The sequence below is a fragment of the Algoriphagus sanaruensis genome (assembly GCF_001593605.1).
Lineage (GTDB): Bacteria > Bacteroidota > Bacteroidia > Cytophagales > Cyclobacteriaceae > Algoriphagus > Algoriphagus sanaruensis.
Window position 1 is genome coordinate 1,064,624 of the sequence record NZ_CP012836.1, and the last position, 21,669, is coordinate 1,086,292.

Consider the following 21,669-nt stretch of genomic DNA (forward strand, 5'->3'; position numbering starts at 1 on the left):
ATACGATTATTTTCGTATTTATTTTTGGATTACGATGTTCTTCGTATAACTTTGGTACGAAAGCTATCGTAATTAATCCTATGAACAAACCAACTGAAGCTGAACTGGAGATTTTATCTATCCTCTGGGAGATGAAAGAGGCCAGTGTCCGTCAAGTTCATGAACGACTGACAGAGACCAAAGACACGGGCTACACGACCACGTTGAAGATCATGCAAATCATGCATGCCAAGGGAATGCTCGCACGTGACGAGCAGAATCGTACCCACCTTTATCGCCCGCTGGTGAAACAGGGAGAGACCCAAAAATCCCTTTTGAAAAATTTACTTTCCACGGCTTTTGGAGGGTCTTCCAAATCGCTGGTTATGCAGGCATTGGGTCAAGACAAGCCTTCCAAGGCGGAATTAGATGAAATTAGAGCGTTTCTCGACAACCTTGAAAATGAAGATCAATGAAACTTTTAAATGATTGGATCTCAGAGGAGATGCTTAAAGTGCTAGGCTGGACGCTAGTGCATACACTTTGGCAAATGGTTTTGGTAGCTGGGATTTTATGGATCGCTTTACGATTACTAAAAAGATCCAGCCCTGCCCTGAAGTACGGACTTGCAGTTGGGGCTTTGCTTGTTTCATTCCTGCTGACCTTGGGGACTTTTGTTTACGAATGGTCACTAGCTGCTCCCAATCAAGGATTTACTATTGAAAAGACCCAGATTTTTTTGTTGGAATCTAGTGCGGTAATTCAAGAAATCACCCTTGAAAACAGAATGGCTCAAGTGATGTTCTGGATCGACCAGAATCTCTCCATATTGGTTAATTTCTGGTTTTTTGGTTCGCTTTTGTTTCTTTTCCGATTTGTTAATAGCCTTTCGGAGATCCGCAATCTCCGGAAAAGCGCCGCTCTAATTCAAGACTTTGAGTTGGAAAAAACTACCTATCGGCTTATGGGTAAGCTTGGGATCAATCGGAGCGTAGAGTTGAGAAGTAGTATTGAATCTCAATCTCCCTTGACTTTTGGTACAATCAAGCCAGTGATATTGCTTCCTGCTGCATTGATATTCCATCTTAATACAGCTCAGTTGGAGGCAATTATTGCCCACGAATTAGCCCATGTCAAGCGTAATGATTACCTGAGTAATCTCCTTCTTTCGGGACTTGAAGTGGTGTTTTTTTTCCATCCTTGTTATTGGTGGATGAGTCAGACGGTGAAGGAACTGCGGGAAAATGCGGCTGATGATTTGGCGATCAAAGCTGGTATCGAACCCAGGGTCTTAGCTACTGGTCTTGCTGAAGTGCTCAATTTTGCAAAGCAAAATTCACCAGAATTGGCTTTAGCGGCTGGGAAAAAAAGAAACCCTACGCTATTAAGAATCAAGCGAATGCTTGGTTATCATACTGAAAACTATCCACAAACCCCAATTATTTCGATCCCTATGATACTCACGCTTTTTCTCAGTGCCGGCCTGATGGCTAGTGCCCAACAAGACGCCCCCAAAACAGAATTCCCAATCGAGGTAAATCCGGTCACGGATGCTTCACCCCTTGCTGTTGCCTTTGAACCTGTATTAGATACTCTTCCTCCTATCCAAACGACGGTCTGGAATACGAAAGAGCATCGGATTTCTTTTACTACTGACGAAGGAGTCCACTATGTGATCTTAGGAGATAAGTTGATTTCAGGAAATGATACGCTTACCCTAAGTCCAAAACTCAAAGCCGAGCTGGAGAAATTATATGAAATGGAAGGGGTGGCCATGCCTGAGCTCATTCTTCCAGAAATGCCTGAATTCCAGGAAGAGTGGATAGTTCCAGTTCCTGATTACGATTTAGAAATTCCTTTGCCTCTAGATCCTATCGAGCCACCGTTTGTAGATTTTGATTTTGAGAACTTGCCGTCTTGGAATTTTAACTTCGGAGATACTTCCAAAATGACTCCTGCTGAACGTGAACAAATGCGGAAAGAGATGGAGCTAAATTGGTCTAAATGGTCAGAAAATGCTGCCAAAAATGCCAAAGAATGGGAAGCGAAATGGAAAGCCAATGAAGGAGAATGGAAACAGCGAATGGTCGAGTGGGAGGCAAAATTCAAAGCAGAGTTTGAGCCCAAGATGAAAGAATTCGAGCTGAAGATGAAAGAATGGCAGACTCAAAATGAGCCTAAAATGCAAGAATTTGAGGCAAAAATGAAAGAGTGGCAAGCCGCCCAAGAACCAAAGTTAAAAGAATGGGAGGCCAAGATTAAAGAATGGGAAATTGCCCAGAAACCCAAGATGGAGGAGTTTCATCGGAAGATGGAAATCTGGCAAAAAGAGCATCAAATGAAGATGCAAGAGTTTCAAAAGCTAGTCCAAGAGGAATTCAAAAAAGAAAATAAATAAAGTGTGTTGATTAAAAACAAAAGACCTGCTCATTGAGCAGGTCTTTTTAGAATTGAGTAGTTAGATTTTTATTCCAATTGAAATAGTTAAGCTTCTTCCGTCCGAAGGCCAAATCCCTGGGCCAGGATACATTTGAGGCCTTTTGGTAAAGTATGATTTGTTAAGGATATTAAGCAAGCTTGCCCTAAAGGTTAAATTTTGAAGCTGGTAAATTCCCTGAAGGTCCCAAAGATGATAGGAAGGTACGGGTCCTACTGCTCCGGAAGGAGGTGGGATTTGGGTATTTAGTGCATCCGAAAAAGATTGACTTACAAATTGATGTTGAAGTGAAACTTGGAGTGATTGGCTTGAATAATTAATTCCATTTCTACTTATCCAATCTGGAGCGGCTTCCACATGATTACCTTTAATTGATACATTTTCACTTCCATTACTGATGAATCCTCTTATGTATCGTGCATTCATCCAACTTGAAGATGTATATATCGAAATTGAAGCCTTTTCAGAGTGATAAAATTCAAAGTCCCAAAGCAATTCTAATCCGGAAGTCTTACTATCACCTATATTACTTTTTTGAATGAGAAATTGCCCTTCTTCCTCGATTAAAAGGTTACCTATCCTATTTCCAATCAGGGTCTGAAAAAGGGTTGCATTAAAATGTAAATACTCATTTGGATTACTTTCCCAACCGATCTCCGAGTTGTACCCAAAACTATCCTCTAAATTAGAACTGATGACATATAACGGTGAACTTGGAATGATATCTTGAAAAAGAACAGGTCTGTTTGCTTGCGAAATCCCTGCATAAAATCGATTCGTCAACGAAGGTTTATATTCAGCGTTGATGCCTAAGGTGATAAAATTATAATCGATTTGAACTGGTACTTTTGAGGATTCTAAGTAGGAGATTGATCCACTTAGTTCGGAGCTTCCTTGTTGAATTCTGACCCCCGGACTTAGGCTAAAATTTTGACTAATAAGGACTTGGTTTTCCAAAGCAAAGCTTATGCTTTTACTCTTTAAATTCATGTCTCTTGGGAATTTTCCTGAGATACTTAGGTCATAATCTGATCCGGTTGTTCCTTTTCCTCTTTGTTTTCTGTCGAAGGAATTGTTGAAAAACCGACTTGAAAGAGAGAGGTTATTTTTAATATTTCCTAGACTATACTGATGGAGGACTCGTCCTTCAACTGTTCGGGTATGGTAGTTATCTATATCGACATTTCGATTGAAATAATCATTGGTCTCGGGATGGATGGCATCTGGGATATCAGCCATTGCATCAAATGTGACTGAGCTTCGCTGACCAAAAACGCCACTTCCTACAAGACTAAATTTAGTGTCTTTGCCTAAACGCCCCTCCATGCTAATTGCAGGAATCCAAATTTCAGGGCTGTAGTAATTCCTAGTACGTGTAGCTTGAGTTGGGTTTTCTTCGAATTTTAAGTCATTAAGAGGGCCAGGAATCCGATACAAGTAAGTACTTCTAGATACTTCTGCCTTTAGATTTAGGTTTTTATTGGCTTTGTAATTTATCTCAATATGTTCCGAGTCAGATTGGGATTCAGCGCCTTCTCTATATCCGTTGGAATGTCTTTTTTGGAAATAGCCATAATAGGACCACTTTCCTTTAGTTCCTCCTATTGAAATGAAGTTGGCTAGCATGCCAAAGCTTCCAATTGAGGTTATATTTTCTAGGCTAAAAGTCTTTGAAGAGTCAGCTGATTTCAATACGTAATTCAACATTCCGCCAAATTGCTGTCCATATTGGAGTGCTCCTGTTCCTCTGATCAACTCGATACGCTCCACCGCCTCCATAGGCATAGAGTAGTGGCTTGCTGGATAACCATAGATATCGGTGTTGATCATGACACCGTTTTGTCGAACATTAAATTCCCAACTTCTGTGTCCATCAAGGCCTCTTACTGATACATTAATTTGATTGCCAGTGCCATCCATGTCATAAATAAAAGCTCCAGGAACCTTGGCAAAAAGTGTCCTTCCTGTTTTTTCGGCGAGATTAACGGCAAGTCCACTCAGATTAATGACTTCGGTTTTACGACCTCCAATGATTTGGAGATTGTGGATATTTGGTGTTGGTCGAATGGGGTTTTGTTGTCCCAGATTTTGAATTTGAAATTCCTTCAAATCTATGGTTCTCAGGGTGTCTTGGATAGCCCATGAATAAATGGTTGGGATTAGGCAAAATAGGATGCCTAAAACAAGTTTTTGTTTCATTTTTAGGTTTGTTTGATGTAAAAATTAAATCCTTAGAAAATCAAAAAGTCTAATGGAGGTGGGGTAAGGATTTCTAAAACTTTGTCAGAATAAAACGATTTTGACTCGTGTAAAATATGTTCTATTCTAATTCGAACTGGATTTTGAAATTCAAGAAAAAAGATGTCTTGTAAATAATTTTTAAAGATTGATTTAATGAGAAGCTTTTGAGAAGTTGGAATATCTTTTCCTCTTCCTTCTGAAAAAAAGGAACTCATCCATTCATGTAATTCCTGAGCAAATGAATTTTGGATTTCATCAGGCAGAATGATTACTTCAAAATGATCCTCAAAAAACCGTTGACCGATCACTCTGTTCCATGTTCCATCAATCTCGATCGAAATGTTTGCAGGGCTAAAATTTTCTTGATTTCTGCCGTAAGGCATGGTTAATGGTTTGCGGATTAATCTGACTTCGGAAAAGTTCAGATCCTCCGACCAAATTTTTTCTTCCCAATAATGATCAATGATGCGTGGCATCAAATAGCTCAAGGCAATAAATCCTAAATGGTAAATTACCATTGTACTTAAAAGGAATATAGCCGAATGTTTTTTCACTTGGGTAAAAGGCGTTACCAAGACGCTTGGCAGGGATTATAAAACGAATTAAAGCTATTTTTTAGAGGGGCCCAATTTTCAGCCAAATAGATTTTTGAAGGAATAAAATCTATAAAATGTTTTTTTAGTTTTTACGGATAGTCGATTTTTTGCACTTCCTTTTTGGGATTTTGCCCCACTTTTTGGAGAAAGATGTTTTCAAGTCATGTCCATCATCATTTTTAAATCAAAAAAAGGCCCAATATCGATCGAATAAGCCCTTTTTTAGATCATTCGATCCTTTCGATAATCCCTTGAAAATCAGTAAAAATTTTGTCCTTTTTTTTTAAAAAATATTGGGATGGAAATTTCTTTTGGCTACTTTTAATCCAAAGTGGGAAAAAGTGGGGGAAAGTGGTAGAAAGTGAATTTCCTTTTCTTACTTTTGTCTTTACAGAAAACTCTATTAATCCGAGTCTATCCTATGTTCAACAGTCAATACGATGCCAAGTTAGATCCCAAGGGGCGTTTGGTATTGCCGTCTAAAATTAAGTCGGCAATTCCAGAGGCGAATGGGGCTACGCTTATGCTTCGGATGGCCGAGGACAAATGCTTAGCACTCTATCCGATGGTAGAGTATAAAAAGCTTGAAAATCAAATCAAGTCACTGAACATCAACAATCCTGAGCAGCGTATGCTGCAACGGTCTTTTTTCAATTCTATCGTTGAGGTAGAGCTGGATAATGCAGGTCGACTTTTGATTCCCAAGCTTTATCAAACCTATGCCGGGTTGGAAAAGGATGTGGTTGTCGTAGGCATGGGAACTCGTATCGAACTCTGGAATCCTGAATCTTATCTCAAGAACATCATTGTAGATCCGGCGGACTTGTCCAGCCTGATGGAAAAGTATCTCTCCTAAGCGCTATGACTGAGTCTGTTTACCATATCCCAGTGATGCTCGCCCAATGCACTGAAGGCTTGGCTATTAATCCCAACGGGATTTATGTCGATGTCACTTTCGGGGGCGGTGGTCATTCTAGAGAAATTTTAAAGCATCTCGATAGAGGACATCTATATGCTTTTGATCAGGATGAGGATGCATTGGCCAATGTGCCCCAAGATGATCGGTTTACGCTCATACAGGCAAACTTCCGGGATATCAAGCGATACCTCAGGCTGTACGGAGTAAAGCAGGTCGATGGGATCTTGGCGGATTTGGGGATTTCTTCTCACCAAATCGACGAGCCAAGCCGAGGATTTTCTACTCGGTTTAGCGGCAGTTTGGACATGCGGATGAATCAGTCTGCACCTCTTACCGCCAAGGATGTTCTCAACACCTATGAGGAAGGAGAGCTACATAAGATTTTGGGGATGTATGGAGAAGTAAAAAATGCCAAAACGCTTGCCCAGGCCATTGTGTCAGAGCGAGCACTTCGGCTTTTTGATACCACAGAGGGGTTTACGGCATTTCTAAAAAAATATGCTCCTCGCGGGAAGGAGTTTAAATATTTCGCGCAGGTATTTCAGGCATTGCGGATTGTGGTTAATGACGAGATGGGTGCTTTGGAAGAAATGCTCCTTAGTGCAGTGGAATTGCTCAAGCCAGGAGGCAGACTCGTGGTGATGAGCTACCATAGTTTGGAAGACCGTCCGGTAAAGAATTTGATCACTAAGGGCAAGTTCCAAGGAGAGGTCGAAAAAGATTTTTATGGAAATCTACTTCGTCCTCTAGAGCCGGTTAGTCGAGGTGCAGTGGTGGCGGATGAAGAGGAAGTGGCAAAGAATCCACGTGCACGGAGTGCCAAATTGAGAATTGCAGAGAAAGTTAAAAAATGAGTCAGAACGCATTTAAGAAAAAGTTGAAGTCTGGGAACAATCCAAAAGGTGGTCCCCGGAAGACTATTTTTTCTTGGATTGAAGAAAAGCTCAATGTGACTTCGGTTCTGGGTGAAGGAGTTCCTGTTCAATTGGTGCCTCCGGTAGCCTTTTTGGTTCTGCTTGCACTGGTTTACATCTACAGCAATCACCGAGCAGAAGGAATGGTCCGGAAAATTGAAAAGGCTCAACAGGAAGTAGAAGATCTCCGAGCAGATGTCACTACCCTGGAGGCAGAATACATGCAAAGTAGCATGCAGTCACAAGTGGCTAAGCGTGCTGCAAGCTTAGAAATCTATGAATTAAATCAACCACCGATCAAAATCGAGGTAGAAAAGTGAATATCAAACGCTCCATAGTGCTCCGAGTAAGGGTGGTTTTCATCCTTGTGGCTTTGGCTGCCTGTGCGATTCCTTACAAAATCGCCATGGTTCAAGTCAAAGAAGGAGAGAAGTGGAGAGCCAAAGCGGAACAGGTAAATTTCCAATACCGGGAAGTTCCTGCCACGCGTGGAAATATTTATGCGACTGATGGAAGCTTATTGGCCACTAGCCTTCCATTTTATCGAGTAGCGATGGACCCAACCGTGGCGGATCAAGATCAAATCAAAGCAGGGATCGATTCGCTTTCCAGATTGCTTTCGGGATTTTTCAGAGACAAGTCTGCCACTGCATACAAGCGAATGATTCAAGATGCGAGAGGTGACAAAAAGAGATATTTGATTCTAAACCGAAAACAAATTGGCTATCAGGACATGCAGAAGATGGCTCAATGGCCGATTTTCCGTGAAGGACGAATGGGCGGTGGAGTCATTTTTGAAAAAGTAGAAAAGCGATATCGTCCTTTTAATTCCTTAGCCAGCCGTACTGTTGGATTTTTGAATGAAGATGAAAAAGGAGCGGGTCTTGAATATTCTTTTAATTCTTATTTGAAAGGTCAAGATGGGAAAGCGCTTTTCCAACGTCTTGCCGGAGGTGTCTGGAAGCCGGTTTTTGATGCAGAAGATATCAAGCCTGAAAACGGCTATGATGTGTACACCACCTTGAATGTGAATATTCAGGACGTCGCAGAAAATGCCCTTCGCAAGCAATTGGAAGATCGGGATGCTGCCTTTGGTTCTGTGATTGTCATGGAAGTGAAGACAGGCCACATCAAGGCGATGTCCAATCTTCAGAAAAATAAGAATGGACAAGGCTATTCTGAAAGCTACAACTATGCGGTTGGTGATATTGGGAACACTGAGCCTGGTTCCACCTTCAAGTTACTTTCCATGTTGGCTCTTTTGGAAGAGAATAAAGTAGGCCTAAATGAATTGATTGAAACTGGCAACGGAGCTCATCGATTCTACAATCAAACCATGTATGACGCAAAGTGGGGAGGGTATGGTACGATTACCATTAAGGAAGCTTTCGAAAAGTCATCTAATGTGGCAATCTCCAAATTGGTAGATATGCATTTTGGCTCGAGTCCTTCCAAGTTTATGGCTTACATCGATAAAGTAGGTCTATCCGAACCCTTTGGATTGCAATTAGCTGGTGAGGGAAAACCATTCTTTAAAAAACCAGGATCGAAAACTTGGTATGGTACTTCACTTCCTTGGATTTCGATTGGCTATGAATCCAAACTCAATCCGATTCATACTCTAGCGCTTTACAATGCAGTAGCGAATGATGGGAAAATGGTGAAGCCTCTTTTTGTCAAAGCCATTGGACGTGGAAATCAAGTAGAAAAGACCTTTGCTACCGAAGTGGTTCGAGAGCGAATCGCCTCTGAAAAAACCATCCAGCAGTTGCAGCGCCTCCTTGAAGGAGTGGTATTGCAGGGAACTGCTAAAAATATCTTGAATGAAAATTACAGCATTGCGGGTAAGACAGGCACTGCTCAAAAGTTGATTAACGGAAAGTATACCGAAACTTACTACACCAGTTTTGCAGGGTATTTTCCAGCAGATCGCCCTAAGTATTCCATGATTGTGGTGATTGATAGTCCCAAAGGTTTTGCGGCGTATGGAGGGGATGTTTCTGCTCCTGTATTTAAGGAAATAGCAGATCGGATTTTTGCATTGGATATGGAATTGAACCCAAGAAATCAATCCAAAATTCTCCAGGCCCAATCTCAAGATCCTGCCCTGCCCGTCATTCATGCGGGCAAAGGCGAAGAGTTGCAGGGAATTTTTGAAAAACTAGCCCTCAATGTCAAATCCCCATCGAGCGAAGATTGGGTAAAACCAGTTTCGACAACCACGAAAGTCAACTTGGCCATTAACAATACCGAGGTGCCAGTCGTGCCCGATGTGTCAGGGATGCCTCTTCGAGATGCTTTATACATTCTGGAAAACAAGGGCTTGAAAGTTAGCTACAGGGGAAGCGGAAATGTCCTCGAGCAATCCCTTGAACCGGGAACAAAATTATCCTCAGACCTCACCATCAATTTGATTTTAGGCTAAATGAAACAACTCAAAGACATATTATATAAGGTGTCGCTTACTTCTACCCATGGAAACATGGAAGTTGAAGTCAAGGATATCGTCTTTGATAGCAGAAAAGTATCAAGTGGTTCTGCATTCGTTGCGGTAAGAGGAACCCAAGTGGATGGTCATGATTTTATTTCCACGGCGGTAGAGAAAGGTGCGACTACGATCGTTTGTGAGGATCTTCCTGCCGAATCTTTTGCTGGAGTAACTCTTGTACAAACTTCTGATTCTGCCAAGGCCTTGGGGATTATGGCTTCCAATTTTTATGGAAATCCATCCGAAAAGATCAAAGTCGTGGCAGTGACTGGAACCAATGGAAAGACAACAACAGTCACGCTTTTGCATCAGCTCTTTGTTGCGATGGGGTATAGTACTGGACTTCTTTCTACGGTAGAAAATAAGATCAATGATCAGGTAATCCCTGCGACCCATACCACTCCAGATGCAGTAAGTGTTCAAGCCTTGCTTCGACAAATGGTTGACGCAGGATGTTCTCATTGTTTTATGGAAGCTTCCTCTCATGCCATTGTTCAGGAGAGAATTGCGGGATTGAAGCTTGCAGGGGCGGTTTTCACCAATATCACCCACGACCATTTGGACTATCATGGCACCTTTGATGAGTACATCAAGGCGAAGAAAAAGCTATTTGATGAATTGCCTAAAGATGCTTTTGCCTTAGTCAATGCAGACGATAAGCGGGGAATGGTGATGGTTCAAAATTCCAAAGCCACCTATCAGACATTCGCTTTAAAATCCTCCGCAGACTTTAAGGCCAAAATCATCTCCAATACCCTGGAGGGATTGGAATTAGATATCAATGGAAAATTGATCTGGTTCCGGTTGATCGGAGCTTTCAATGCCTACAATCTCCTCGGTGTTTTGGGTGTTGCAGTTCTTCTGGGAGAGGAGGAAGATGAGGTGCTAAGAGCACTTTCCGCTATTCGCGGGGCTAAAGGACGATTTGATCGGATTTCTATTGGCGGAATTACTGCCATCGTGGATTATGCCCATACGCCCGATGCTTTGGAAAATGTCTTGAAAACTATCAATGGAGTCCGGGCTGGAAACGAGCAAGTCACAACTGTGGTCGGCTGTGGAGGAAACAGAGATAAGACTAAAAGACCAACAATGGCCAAAATCGCTGTTACCGAAAGCGACAAAGTGATTTTGACCTCGGATAATCCTCGTTTTGAGGAGCCGATGGATATCCTGCGAGATATGCAGGCAGGAATTGGTCCAACCGAAATGAGAAAGACCCTTACTATCGAAGACCGTCGCGAGGCGATCAAGACCGCCGTGATGATGTCAAAAAAGGGGGATATCATTCTCATCGCAGGAAAAGGACACGAAGATTACCAAGAAATAAAAGGAGTAAAGCATCATTTCGACGATGCCGAAGTGGTTACCGAATTCTTAACTCAATTGACAGGACAATAAGCTATGCTATATCCCATTTTTGACTACCTAGATCGCGTAATGGATATCCCTGGAACTGGGGTGTTCCGTTACATCTCGTTCCGAGCTGGGATGGCGGCCGTCCTTTCGCTCATCATTACGATCACCTTTGGACACCGAATCATTAACTGGATTCGCAATCGTCAAATCGGTGAGACAGTCCGTGATTTAGGTCTGGAAGGTCAAGCACAGAAAAAGGGCACTCCTACTATGGGGGGACTCATGATGATCGCTGCGATTTTGGTTCCGACCCTTCTTTTCGCCAATCTGAATAACATCTACATCATTCTCCTTTTGGTCTCTACCATATGGCTTGGCCTGATTGGGTTCTTGGATGATTACATCAAGGTATTCCGAAAAAATAAAGAAGGACTCAAAGGTAGATTCAAGATTGTTGGACAAATCGGAATCGGGGTTATTGTTGGAACCACGCTCTATTTCCATGATGATGTTGTTGTTCGCGAATTTTCCACGCCAGTTTCGGTGGAAAGTGGTGTTGTGGAAACCCCTGCTTTCCAAGATGTGAAGGCATTGAAGACGACGATTCCTTTCCTGAAAAACAATGAGCTCAATTATGAAAATCTCCTAGGCTTTTTGGGAGACTCTATGACACCTGTGCTCTACATCTTGGTGGTGATTTTCATCATAACTGCCGTGTCAAATGGCGCAAATATCACCGATGGAATTGATGGACTTGCTGCTGGTACGTCAGCCATTATTGGACTAACGATTGCGATTTTTGCTTACCTCAGTGGCAATGCCATTTTCTCACAATACCTAAACATAATGTATATCCCAAATTCTGGGGAGCTGGTAATTTTTGCCTCTGCATTTATCGGAGCATGTATTGGATTCCTCTGGTACAATGCTTACCCGGCCCAGGTGTTTATGGGAGATACCGGGTCATTGATGCTGGGAGGAGTGATCGCCGTATTGGCACTTACACTTCGCAAGGAACTACTCATTCCAGTCATGTGTGGGATTTTCTTGATCGAAAATCTCAGCGTCATGATTCAAGTCAGCTATTTCAAATACACCAAACGGAAATATGGAGAAGGACGAAGAGTATTTCTCATGTCTCCACTTCATCACCATTACCAGAAAAAAGGAATTCATGAGGCCAAGATCGTAACCCGATTTTGGATTGTAGGAATCCTATTGGCGGTAATCACTTTAGCCACCTTAAAACTGAGATAAACCAAAAATGAAACAGATTGCCATCCTTGGAGCCGGAGAAAGTGGATTGGGAGCAGCATTGCTTGCCAAGCGGGAAGGCTATGGGGTTTGGGTTTCTGATTCTGGGCAAATCTCAGCTTTGAGAAAAGAAGCCTTGAATAATGCCGGAATTGGTTTTGAGGAAGGTAAACATGATGAAGAAAGAATCCTTGCTTGTGATTTAATCATCAAAAGCCCAGGTATTCCGGACAAAGCCCCTTTGATCAAAAAGGCGCATGAAGAAGGAATTCCGGTTATTGATGAATTGGAGTTTGCTTCACGGTATAGTGCGGGTAAAGTCATCGCCATCACTGGCACCAATGGTAAAACTACCACCACGTTGCTCACCTACCATTTGCTCAAAGAGGCTGGAATGGATGTTGGACTTGCTGGGAATGTGGGTAAAAGCTGGGCAAGTCAATTGATCGAAAAAGATCATGATTGGTGGGTTATCGAGGTATCTAGCTTTCAGATCGATGGATTTGAATGCTTCCATCCTTACATCGGGATGTTGACCAATATCACTCCAGACCACTTGGATAGATATGAATACAAAATGGATAACTATATCCGATCCAAAATGAGTCTCTTCAAAATGATGAATCCTCGCGGAAAAGCAATTTTCTACAAGGAGGACCCGATGACTCAACGTGGATTAACTCTCAAAAAGCACCGAGCAGAATCCTATTGGATTTCTTTAGAAAGTGCTCAAATCAAAGGAGGCTACTCGGATTTAACCAATCTCGATTTTTCTGTTGGAGATATCCAAGCCAAAATTCCGGTCAGTGAACTGTCCATTCAAGGGAAACACAATGTGCTAAACGCCCTTTTTGCAGGTACAGCCGCATTGATGGCAGGCGTCAATGAATCTCAACTTTTGTCAGGATTCAAATCCTTCAAAAATGCCCCACATCGCATGGAGCTAATTCGAGAAGTTGATGGGGTGGATTTTGTCAATGATTCCAAAGGAACCAACGTCGAGTCTACTTTCTACGCTTTGGGCAGCTATTCTCGACCAATGGTGTGGATTGCAGGCGGTGTAGATAAAGGAAATGACTATTCAGTTCTCATCCCTTTAGTCAATCAAGGAAAAGTAAAGGCCTTGATTTGTCTGGGAAAAGACAACGAAAAGTTGAAAAAGGCTTTCGCGGGAGTAATTGCCGAAATCCGAGAAACAGAAGATATCCGTGAGGCAGTTCGCTGGGGGCAAGAGCTTGGTCAACCAGGAGAGGTAGTCTTGCTATCTCCAGCCTGTGCAAGTTTCGATTTATTCAAAAATTATGAAGACAGAGGCGAGCAGTTTCGCACTGCAGTCTTAGGATTAAACCAAAAGCAAGAAGCATGAATACGCTAAAGGCATGGATAGATGAGCATTTCAAAGGTGACCCGATCATTTGGGCCATCGTGATCTTGCTGTCTTTATTCAGCATCTTGGTGGTTTATTCTGCCACCGGAACTTTGGCTTATAAAACTGCCGGAGGAAATACGGAAGCGTATCTCTTCAGACATTCCTTCTTGGTGTTCCTGTCTCTTTTTGTGATGTGGCTGGCACATAAAATGCCTTACCGAAAATATGCCTTGTATGCCCGGTTGTTCATGTATTTGTCTATTCCGCTCTTGGCATTTACCTATTTCTTTGGATCCAACATCAATGAAGCCAACCGTTGGATTACCATCCCGGTAATCAATCAAGCTTTTCAACCTTCCGACTTGGCGAAGCTTTCCTTGATTGCAGCATTGGCGGCTATGCTCGCGAAGAGACAAAACAATATCAAGGACTTTTTGGGCACGTTTATGCCTATCATTTTATCCATCGGTGTGATTTGCGGATTGATTGCATTGGCCAATATGTCCACTGCGATCCTGCTTCTTTTGACTTGCTTGTTGATCATGTTTATCGGAAGAGTACCGATGAAGTATTTGATGCTTGTGGTGGTCGTTGGGATTTTGGGATTGACGATCGCAGGATTTACAGGTCAGCGAGGAAAAACCTTTATCACCCGAATCACTGCTTTCATGGAGTCCAAGGAGGATGACACGAAAATTCCTTTCCAAGCCGAGCAATCCTTTATCGCAATTGCCACAGGTGGTATCACCGGCAAGGGTCCTGGAAATAGTGAGCAACGAAATTCGCTGCCACACCCCTATTCTGATTTCATCTTTTCGATCATTATCGAAGAATATGGATTGGTTGGAGGAGCCAGTGTTCTCTTCCTCTACCTCGCCTTGCTTTACCGAGGGATGCGAATTGTCGCTAATTCCAATAAGGCATTTGGAGGCTTACTCAGCGCTGGGCTAAGCTTTGCCCTGGTGATCCAAGCTTTGGTCAACATGGCAGTGGCCGTAGGGCTAGGACCAATTACCGGTCTTCCGCTTCCGCTACTCAGTATGGGAGGGACATCCTTAGTCTTTACCGGAACAGCTTTGGGAATCATTCTTAGTGTAAGTCGCGGAGATCATCAAGATGAGGCTGCTGCGAGTCAAGTAGAAACTCAACGGGTAGGTAATCGACTTCGAACTGCATGAGTACTCAACCTACATATCGAATTCTCATCAGCGGAGGAGGAACTGGAGGACATATCTATCCAGCCATCGCCATCGCTAATGCCTGGAAGGAAAGACATCCGGGTAGTGAGATTTTATTTGTCGGTGCTCAAGGCAAAATGGAAATGCAAAAAGTGCCCGAAGCAGGCTATCCAATCAAAGGGCTTCCTGTAGCTGGACTCAAACGAAGCCTCTCCCTAGCGAACCTTAGCTTTCCGATCAAGTTGTTGAAAAGTTTGAAAATGGCTTCCCAAATCGTGAAGGATTTTCAACCTGATGCAGTGGTAGGTGTAGGTGGTTATGCCAGCGGTCCGGTATTGTTTGCTGCCCAGCGAAAGGGGATTCCAACCTTGGTGCAGGAGCAAAATTCCTATGCAGGATTAACCAATAAACTGTTAGCGAAAAGAGCCAACACCATTTGTGTGGCTTACCCTGAAATGGAGCAGTTTTTCCCATCAGAAAAAATTCACCTGACAGGAAACCCGGTAAGGAAGGATATTCTTGACCTCAAGGATAAGAAAGATAAGGCCCTTGAGCATTTCGGATTAAATACGGAGAAACCGGTTATCCTCATTTTGGGAGGTTCCTTAGGAGCTCGAACCTTGAATCAGGCAATGCTCCAAGATATGGCAATCCTTGAAAAGGACGGATATCAGGTTTTATGGCAAAGTGGAAAGTTTTATTTCAAGGAGATGTCAGAAAAGCTTGCTGAAAGTGGCTTGAAACACATTCACCTTCGGGAATTTATCCGGGAAATGGACTTAGCCTATGCTGCGGCGGATTTGATTGTATCTAGGGCTGGAGCGCTTTCAGTCTCAGAACTCAGTTTGGTGGGCAAGCCAGTCATTTTTATTCCTTCTCCTAATGTGGCAGAGGATCACCAAACCAAAAATGCGATGGCATTTGTGAATCGTCAAGCAGCTGTGTTGCTGAAAGATTCCGAAGCTGTTGGAAGGCTGAGAGAGATGGTCAATGACCTAATGAAAGATGAATCAAGATCCACCCAATTGGGACAAAATATGCGGGCTTTGGCAAAACCTGAAGCTACCGAGTCAATCATTAATGAATTAGAAAAGTTGGTCAGATGACATTTAAAGGGATACATAAGGTCTTTTTTCTCGGCATCGGCGGCATAGGCATGAGTGCCTTGGCTCGCTGGTTTTCTCATGCTGGGTTTGAAGTAGCCGGCTATGACAAGACCCCTTCACCTCTGACCGATGAACTGGAAAAAGAGGGAATGGAGATCACCTTTGAGGATAAGGTGGACAGTATACCGGCAAGTTTTACTCCTGATCCTCAGGAAGTGCTTGTGGTATGGACTCCTGCCATTCCAAAAGACAGTGTTTTACTCAATTTCTTCCAGTCACACTACACGCTTAAAAAGCGGTCTGAGGTACTTGGGATGATCACCAAAGACCTCTATACGATTGCTGTTGCTGGTACACATGGAAAAACGAGCACCTCTTCCCTAGTTGCGCACTTATTGAAATCAGCGGGCAAACCGGTCGTTGCGTTTTTGGGCGGTATTACTCAAAACTACCAAAGCAATTTGCTTCTTCCTGGTAAGACGAAAGAGGAGCCGATTTTGGTGGTGGAAGCAGATGAATTTGATCGGTCGTTTTTGAGACTTCATCCTAATGAAGCCGTCTTAACCAGTGCAGATCCAGACCACCTGGATATCTATGGGGATGAATCCACCATTTTGGAAGGATTCCGAGAATTTATCCGGTTGGTAGATAAAAAAGGGAAGCTTTACCTCCAGACCCATGCCTGGTACCGTTTGGGCGAGCAGCTTGGAACTCAAGCTGGCATTCGAGAATACGGTCTTCGTTCGAATGGAATCCATGCTGAAAATATCATTGCCCGACCGGGTTCATTTCAATTTGATTATGTAGGTATCAAGGCCCAGATCAAAGGTCTTGAGCTTCAAATCCCTGGATTCCATAATGTGGAAAATGCCTTAGCAGCGATTGCGATTGCTGTGGACCACGGATTGTCAGAAGCACAGATTCGAGAAGGGATTCGATCCTTTAGAGGGGTGAAGCGAAGATTTGAAATCCATTCATCTGAGCCTGGACATGTCTATATAGACGACTATGCCCATCATCCGGAAGAGATTAAAGCTTGCTTGAGTTCTGTGCGAGCGATGTATCCTACCCAAAGGATGACGGTGATTTTCCAGCCTCACCTATTTACGCGTACCCGGGATTTTGCGGAAGGATTTTCAGAAAGCCTCTCACTCGCAGACGAAGTTGCTCTGCTTGATATTTATCCAGCGCGAGAGCTTCCAATCCTAGGGGTAAGTTCAGAAATGTTATTGGAAGGCATTCAGGCCTCCAAAAAGATATTGATTACAAAAGGGCAGGTAATGGACTACCTGAAGGACTCCAAACCAGAAGTCTTAGTGACCATGGGAGCAGGGGATATTGACCGGCTAGTACCGGGTATTGCAGCATGGACTAAAGCTCAAATCAATCAGGCATGGATCGAAGAAGACTAAAAAGGATACTCGGATTTATGACCCTTTGCTTGGTCTTGTTGGGTTTTATCGGCTTTGTCGAAAAAAAGACCCAAGAAAAGACATTTCAGCAGTTGGAGATTGATTTGGAGGCGGTGAGTGGTTTGTATTTCGTAGAGGAAAAGGAAATTCTTAAAGTCATTCATACAGATTTTCCAGACCTCAATCCCGGATTGGCAATTGCTGATGTGCCTTTGGCAGCGTTGGAGAAGCGACTTCTAGGCCATCCTTTTATCAAGGAAGCTCAGGCCACTTTGGAACAAAAAGGGATAGTCAAAATCTCGGTGAAGCAACATGAGCCCATTGCTAGAATTGCAAGACCCACCAAGGCAGATGGTTACATCACCACGGAAGGATTGATTATTCCAACTTCTCCAACCTATACCAGTCGGGTATTGATCCTGCAAGGAGACTACATGGATCGAATGTTGGATGAGGGAGATCTCAGTCAAATGCCTGACTTATTCCCTTTGGTGCAGTACATCACGGGAGATGAGTTTTGGAACTCGCAGATTACTGCCTTGGAAATTTCAAGACCAGATGATATCCGACTTCATCAGCAAGTTGGAGGTCAGGTAATCGAGTTTGGAGATGCGCAAGATTTTGAAAGCAAGTTTAAACGAATCGAAATTTTGTATCGGGAGATTTTGCCCCGAAAAGGCTGGAATGCATACCAGCGAATCAGTGTAAAGTTTAAGAATCAAATTGTTTGTGAATAAAGCTTGGATATGGAAAATGACAAACTAATTGTAGGTCTGGACATCGGAACAACAAAGATCTGCGCCATCATTGGACGAAAGAATGAATTTGGAAAGCTTGAGGTCCTTGGAATGGGCAAGGCTGTTTCCGATGGGGTGGACCGTGGCATCGTGACCAATATTGAAAAAACAGTACACGCGATCGAGAAAGCCGTGGAAGACTGTGCAAACATGGCTGAGGTGGATATTGCCGAAGTTATTGTAGGGATAGCAGGTCAGCATATCCAAAGTAAAATCATGCATGGAAGTATCATGCGTCAGCCCACCGAAGATGAAATCACCATTGAGGATGTACAGCGACTGACAGCTGATATGCACAATATTGTAGTACCACCAGGCAACAGTATTATTCACGTCATGCCCCAGGATTATACGGTGGATTATGAAGGTGGAATCAAGGATCCAGTCGGAATGGCAGGAACCCGTCTAGAGGCTGATTTCCATATCATCACAGCTCAGACGACTGCTATCCAAAACATCAACAAATGTGTCAAGCGAGCCAATTTGACTTCCAAGCAATTGATTCTAGAGCCGCTTGCAAGTTCCCTTTCTGTGCTCAGCGATGAGGAAAAAGAGGCAGGGGTTTGTCTGGTAGACATCGGAGGAGGTACTACGGATATTGCCATTTTTTACGAAAATATCATCCGTCATACCGCGGTTATTCCATTGGGCGGCAACATCATCACCTCAGATATCAAGGAGGGATGCATGCTGATGCAAAACCAAGCTGAATTACTTAAAACTCGATTTGGCAAAGCCATTGCAGAAGAAGCTAATCCGAACGAGATCGTATCAATACCAGGATTGAAAGGTCGTCCACCAAAAGAAATTTCCCTTCGCAACTTGGCTAATATCATTCAGGCTCGAATGGAGGAAATCATCGAAATCGTCCAAAATGAGATCATGCAAAGTGGCTATTATAAAAAGCTAGCCGGCGGGATCGTACTGACCGGAGGAGGTTCACAGTTGCAGTTTGTTTCTCAGCTTTTTGAGTACATGACCGGGCTTGATACCCGCATTGGATTCCCAAATGAGCATTTGGGTAAATCTGTAGTGGAGGAGGTCAAAAGCCCTATGTATGCCACTACCGTTGGGCTTGTGTTGGCAGGTTTTAAATCCCTAGATAATCGCGAAGATGCTTATCTCAAGCGCAAAGCGAATACGGGTCACAAACCGAAAAACATGCAAAATCGGGACATCATCGCCAATAATTTCTTTAAGGCGATTACAGATCGAATGAAAACATTCATCAATGCCGACATCGGAGAAGATGATAATTACAAATAAAACTAGGGCTTATGATTGAGGGAGATAATCGGCCTTGCGGATTATTTCCCTACCCATTTCCCACTTAAACAACCAAGAAAAATTTCACCAAACCATAAAATATGTCAGATAACATGAAAGATTACAGATTTGATCTCCCAAAAAACCAAAAGTCGATTATCAAGGTGATTGGCGTGGGCGGAGGTGGCAGCAATGCCGTAAACCACATGTACAATCAAGGCATCAAAGATGTCGAGTTTGTGGTGGTCAACACAGATGCACAGGCTTTGAAGTCTTCTCCTGTGCCTTTGCGTTTGCAATTAGGAGCTAACCTTACCGAAGGTCTTGGCGCAGGAGCAAATCCTGAACAAGGTAGAAATGCAGCCTTGGAGTCTCATGAAGAAATCAGAGAGCTTCTTGCTGATAATACCAAAATGGTATTTATCACCGCTGGAATGGGTGGTGGTACCGGTACTGGTGCTGCGCCTATCGTAGCAAAAATTGCCAAAGAACTCAACATCCTAACGGTAGGCATCGTGACCGCTCCATTTATGTTTGAAGGCAAGAAAAAAATGGCAGTTGCTCAGGCAGGGATTGAATCCTTGAGAGAAAACTGCGACACCGTTTTGGTGATTCTTAACGACAAATTGAGAGAGATCTATGGCAACTTGGCCATCCGAACGGCATTTAGCAAGGCTGATGATATTTTGACTACTGCGGCTAAGTCGATTGCTGAGATCATTACCATTCATCAAGATGTAAACGTTGACTTTGAAGACGTTAAGACCGTGATGAAAGATGCAGGTGCTGCTGTGATGGGTTCTGCAACTGAGGAGGGAGAAGGTCGAGCAATCCGTGCTGCTGGTGCGGCAATTTCATCTCCATTGCTTAACAATGTGGATATCAAAGGCGCTCAGAAAATTCTCCTTTCGATCATGTCTGGTGAGGAAGAAGAGCTTTCTATGGACGAATTGAGTGAAATCACTGAGTACATCCAAGAAAAAGCGGGTGACAACGCAGAGGTAATCTTCGGTCAGGGCATTGATCCAGAATTAGGCAAGGCTATCCGCGTAACGGTAATCGCAACCGGCTTTGAAATGGATAAGCTTTCTGATAAAGCAGTAAAAAGAACAGAGGCTTCCACTCCCGTGAGTGCATTTGCACCTGTTGCAAATACACCAGTATCTAATCCTGAAGTAGTTAAAACCGTGATCAATCTTGACTCTGGGAAATCTCAGCAAGTGAAAGAAGAGCCGATCTCTGGCGGATCAACCTTTACCTTTTCTATCCCAAAATCTCCACTAGCAGCTCCTCAGCCACCAGTGGTCAATGAAGAAGAAAAAGAAGAGGCGACCTTTTTTGTAAAGCCGATTTTCGACGAAGCTCCTGAAGTAAAACCAGCTTCTGAGCCAGAAAAGATTGTTCATAATCTTTTCGAAGAAACAGAAAAGCCTGCTGAAAAGGTACCTGCTGAATCTCAACCAGCACCTCCATTGTTTGCCAATGATTATTATGAGCAAATGAAGCAGAAGGCTATTCAACGCGCCCATGAGCGATTTGAAAAGCTAAAGACAAGCAGAGCATTCAATACTACTCCAGAAGAAATGAAGGAGAAAATGGCTGTCCCTGCTTATCAGCGAAAGAATGTAATTCTGAATGAGCCTGAGCATAGCTCTGAGTCTCCAATCAGTAAATTCAATTTGAATGAAGAAAACGAGATTTTAGGCAATAACAGATTCCTGCACGATAACGTGGACTGAGGCTTAAAACTCTAGCAGCATGTCTGCTTGGGTATGCAGCAGTTCGATATACAGCCTGTTGGTGAGCAGGTTATCTGACATATTTTGCTCGATTTTAGCAAGCTTAGGCTTGAGAGCTAGAACGTGCATTCCCAAATAATGGAAGATGTCGGTGAGGTGGCTCAAAGCGATGCCACCCCCGCCTATTCCAGATGAAATTCCTACTAACGCACATTTTTTATTCCTGAAAGTATTGGGATAGGTCATCCCATCGATAAAGGTTTTTAAAATTCCAGGAAATGATCCATTGTATTCAGGAACAATAAAGACATACTTCTGACCGGATTTGACCCGTTCATGAAAGGCATTATACCCTTCATTTTTTCCGTTATTCTCATAAAGTGCCGAAAAGCTGAAATCTGCAGGCAAATGTTCTAACTCCAGAATTTCAGATGCGGCACCTTTTTCCAGAAGGATAGATTGATAAAGTTCTGCGATGACTTTCGATACAGAGTTTTTTCGGTTGGTTCCGACAATTAGCTTAATCATAGGGAGAATTTTCTGGCTACTATACAAGCAAACCGGGGTAAAAGTTCTCAGCCTAAGCCAAAATTCTATCTTTGTCTACTCAAAGAT

The 21,669-nt window shown here is 43.1% G+C and carries 18 protein-coding genes; 15 read left to right on the plus strand and 3 right to left on the minus strand.

Going from position 1 to position 21,669, the window contains the following annotated elements:
- Nucleotides 1-80: 80 nt before the first annotated feature.
- Nucleotides 81-455 (plus strand): BlaI/MecI/CopY family transcriptional regulator, encoded by a 375-nt coding sequence (locus AO498_RS04755; protein WP_067544312.1) that lies wholly within the window; start codon nt 81-83, stop codon nt 453-455.
- A complete protein-coding gene (locus tag AO498_RS04760) occupies nt 452-2,377 on the plus strand; it encodes a M56 family metallopeptidase (RefSeq protein WP_067544314.1) in 1,926 nt (641 codons plus the stop codon). The genes AO498_RS04755 and AO498_RS04760 overlap by 4 nt, the downstream gene beginning before the upstream one ends.
- 60 nt (nt 2,378-2,437) lie before the next feature.
- On the opposite strand, the gene AO498_RS04765 is transcribed toward AO498_RS04760, so the two are convergent.
- Together AO498_RS04765 and AO498_RS04770 are read right to left on the minus strand one after the other, a co-directional pair.
- Nucleotides 2,438-4,615, minus strand: coding sequence for a TonB-dependent receptor family protein (locus tag AO498_RS04765; protein ID WP_067544315.1), 2,178 nt, complete (start codon nt 4,613-4,615; stop codon nt 2,438-2,440).
- Between the two features lie 32 nt (nt 4,616-4,647).
- A complete protein-coding gene (locus tag AO498_RS04770) occupies nt 4,648-5,175 on the minus strand; it encodes a hypothetical protein (protein ID WP_067544316.1) in 528 nt (175 codons plus the stop codon).
- Nucleotides 5,176-5,674: 499 nt separating this feature from the next.
- Between AO498_RS04770 and mraZ the strand changes: the two genes are divergently transcribed.
- The 13 genes from mraZ (at nt 5,675) to ftsZ (ending at nt 21,054) form a co-directional block, all read left to right on the plus strand.
- On the plus strand, nt 5,675-6,109 hold the full coding sequence (gene mraZ, locus AO498_RS04780; RefSeq protein WP_067544323.1) for a division/cell wall cluster transcriptional repressor MraZ: 435 nt from the start codon (nt 5,675-5,677) through the stop codon (nt 6,107-6,109).
- Between the two features lie 5 nt (nt 6,110-6,114).
- Nucleotides 6,115-7,026, plus strand: a complete 912-nt coding sequence (gene rsmH / locus AO498_RS04785) for a 16S rRNA (cytosine(1402)-N(4))-methyltransferase RsmH (protein ID WP_067544325.1) — start codon at nt 6,115-6,117, stop codon at nt 7,024-7,026.
- Nucleotides 7,023-7,406: an FtsL-like putative cell division protein gene (locus AO498_RS04790; RefSeq protein ID WP_067544326.1), complete on the plus strand. Its 384-nt coding sequence runs from the start codon at nt 7,023-7,025 to the stop codon at nt 7,404-7,406. The genes rsmH and AO498_RS04790 overlap by 4 nt, the downstream gene beginning before the upstream one ends.
- Entirely contained in the window at nt 7,403-9,511 is a 2,109-nt protein-coding gene (locus AO498_RS04795; protein WP_067544327.1) for a penicillin-binding protein, read from the plus strand. Before AO498_RS04790 ends, AO498_RS04795 begins: the two co-directional genes overlap by 4 nt.
- Complete coding sequence (locus tag AO498_RS04800; RefSeq protein ID WP_067544331.1) at nt 9,512-10,975, plus strand: UDP-N-acetylmuramoyl-L-alanyl-D-glutamate--2,6-diaminopimelate ligase; 1,464 nt, start codon at nt 9,512-9,514, stop codon at nt 10,973-10,975.
- A gap of 3 nt (nt 10,976-10,978) precedes the next feature.
- Complete coding sequence (mraY, locus tag AO498_RS04805) at nt 10,979-12,190, plus strand: phospho-N-acetylmuramoyl-pentapeptide-transferase (RefSeq protein WP_067544333.1); 1,212 nt, start codon at nt 10,979-10,981, stop codon at nt 12,188-12,190.
- Between the two features lie 7 nt (nt 12,191-12,197).
- Nucleotides 12,198-13,553 (plus strand): UDP-N-acetylmuramoyl-L-alanine--D-glutamate ligase, encoded by a 1,356-nt coding sequence (gene murD, locus AO498_RS04810; protein WP_067544335.1) that lies wholly within the window; start codon nt 12,198-12,200, stop codon nt 13,551-13,553.
- On the plus strand, nt 13,550-14,734 hold the full coding sequence (locus AO498_RS04815; RefSeq protein WP_067544337.1) for an FtsW/RodA/SpoVE family cell cycle protein: 1,185 nt from the start codon (nt 13,550-13,552) through the stop codon (nt 14,732-14,734). Before murD ends, AO498_RS04815 begins: the two co-directional genes overlap by 4 nt.
- Nucleotides 14,731-15,840: an undecaprenyldiphospho-muramoylpentapeptide beta-N-acetylglucosaminyltransferase gene (gene murG, locus AO498_RS04820; RefSeq protein WP_067544339.1), complete on the plus strand. Its 1,110-nt coding sequence runs from the start codon at nt 14,731-14,733 to the stop codon at nt 15,838-15,840. Before AO498_RS04815 ends, murG begins: the two co-directional genes overlap by 4 nt.
- Nucleotides 15,837-17,252 (plus strand): UDP-N-acetylmuramate--L-alanine ligase, encoded by a 1,416-nt coding sequence (gene murC, locus AO498_RS04825; RefSeq protein ID WP_067544342.1) that lies wholly within the window; start codon nt 15,837-15,839, stop codon nt 17,250-17,252. Before murG ends, murC begins: the two co-directional genes overlap by 4 nt.
- Nucleotides 17,234-17,989: a cell division protein FtsQ/DivIB gene (locus tag AO498_RS04830; RefSeq protein ID WP_067544344.1), complete on the plus strand. Its 756-nt coding sequence runs from the start codon at nt 17,234-17,236 to the stop codon at nt 17,987-17,989. Before murC ends, AO498_RS04830 begins: the two co-directional genes overlap by 19 nt.
- Before the next feature lie 9 nt (nt 17,990-17,998).
- Nucleotides 17,999-19,315, plus strand: a complete 1,317-nt coding sequence (gene ftsA / locus AO498_RS04835) for a cell division protein FtsA (protein ID WP_067544345.1) — start codon at nt 17,999-18,001, stop codon at nt 19,313-19,315.
- A gap of 113 nt (nt 19,316-19,428) precedes the next feature.
- The gene (ftsZ, locus tag AO498_RS04840; protein ID WP_067544346.1) at nt 19,429-21,054 is read left to right on the plus strand and encodes a cell division protein FtsZ; all 1,626 of its coding nucleotides are present in this window, start codon (nt 19,429-19,431) and stop codon (nt 21,052-21,054) included.
- A 3-nt stretch (nt 21,055-21,057) separates the two neighbouring features.
- Here the strand turns inward: ftsZ and AO498_RS04845 are convergent, their stop codons facing one another.
- Nucleotides 21,058-21,582: an NADPH-dependent FMN reductase gene (locus AO498_RS04845; RefSeq protein ID WP_067544349.1), complete on the minus strand. Its 525-nt coding sequence runs from the start codon at nt 21,580-21,582 to the stop codon at nt 21,058-21,060.
- Between the last annotated feature and the right edge of the window lie 87 nt (nt 21,583-21,669).

Bases quoted from the DNA above. Each gene is read 5' to 3' on its own strand.
- AO498_RS04755 (WP_067544312.1), top strand. From the start codon at position 81: ATGAACAAACCAACTGAAGCTGAACTGGAGATTTTATCTATCCTCTGG.
- AO498_RS04760 (WP_067544314.1), top strand. From the start codon at position 452: ATGAAACTTTTAAATGATTGGATCTCAGAGGAGATGCTTAAAGTGCTA.
- AO498_RS04765 (WP_067544315.1), bottom strand. From the start codon at position 4,615: ATGAAACAAAAACTTGTTTTAGGCATCCTATTTTGCCTAATCCCAACC.
- AO498_RS04770 (WP_067544316.1), bottom strand. From the start codon at position 5,175: ATGGTAATTTACCATTTAGGATTTATTGCCTTGAGCTATTTGATGCCA.
- mraZ (WP_067544323.1), top strand. From the start codon at position 5,675: ATGTTCAACAGTCAATACGATGCCAAGTTAGATCCCAAGGGGCGTTTG.
- rsmH (WP_067544325.1), top strand. From the start codon at position 6,115: ATGACTGAGTCTGTTTACCATATCCCAGTGATGCTCGCCCAATGCACT.
- AO498_RS04790 (WP_067544326.1), top strand. From the start codon at position 7,023: ATGAGTCAGAACGCATTTAAGAAAAAGTTGAAGTCTGGGAACAATCCA.
- AO498_RS04800 (WP_067544331.1), top strand. From the start codon at position 9,512: ATGAAACAACTCAAAGACATATTATATAAGGTGTCGCTTACTTCTACC.
- mraY (WP_067544333.1), top strand. From the start codon at position 10,979: ATGCTATATCCCATTTTTGACTACCTAGATCGCGTAATGGATATCCCT.
- murD (WP_067544335.1), top strand. From the start codon at position 12,198: ATGAAACAGATTGCCATCCTTGGAGCCGGAGAAAGTGGATTGGGAGCA.
- AO498_RS04815 (WP_067544337.1), top strand. From the start codon at position 13,550: ATGAATACGCTAAAGGCATGGATAGATGAGCATTTCAAAGGTGACCCG.
- murG (WP_067544339.1), top strand. From the start codon at position 14,731: ATGAGTACTCAACCTACATATCGAATTCTCATCAGCGGAGGAGGAACT.
- murC (WP_067544342.1), top strand. From the start codon at position 15,837: ATGACATTTAAAGGGATACATAAGGTCTTTTTTCTCGGCATCGGCGGC.
- AO498_RS04830 (WP_067544344.1), top strand. From the start codon at position 17,234: ATGGATCGAAGAAGACTAAAAAGGATACTCGGATTTATGACCCTTTGC.
- ftsA (WP_067544345.1), top strand. From the start codon at position 17,999: ATGGAAAATGACAAACTAATTGTAGGTCTGGACATCGGAACAACAAAG.
- ftsZ (WP_067544346.1), top strand. From the start codon at position 19,429: ATGAAAGATTACAGATTTGATCTCCCAAAAAACCAAAAGTCGATTATC.
- AO498_RS04845 (WP_067544349.1), bottom strand. From the start codon at position 21,582: ATGATTAAGCTAATTGTCGGAACCAACCGAAAAAACTCTGTATCGAAA.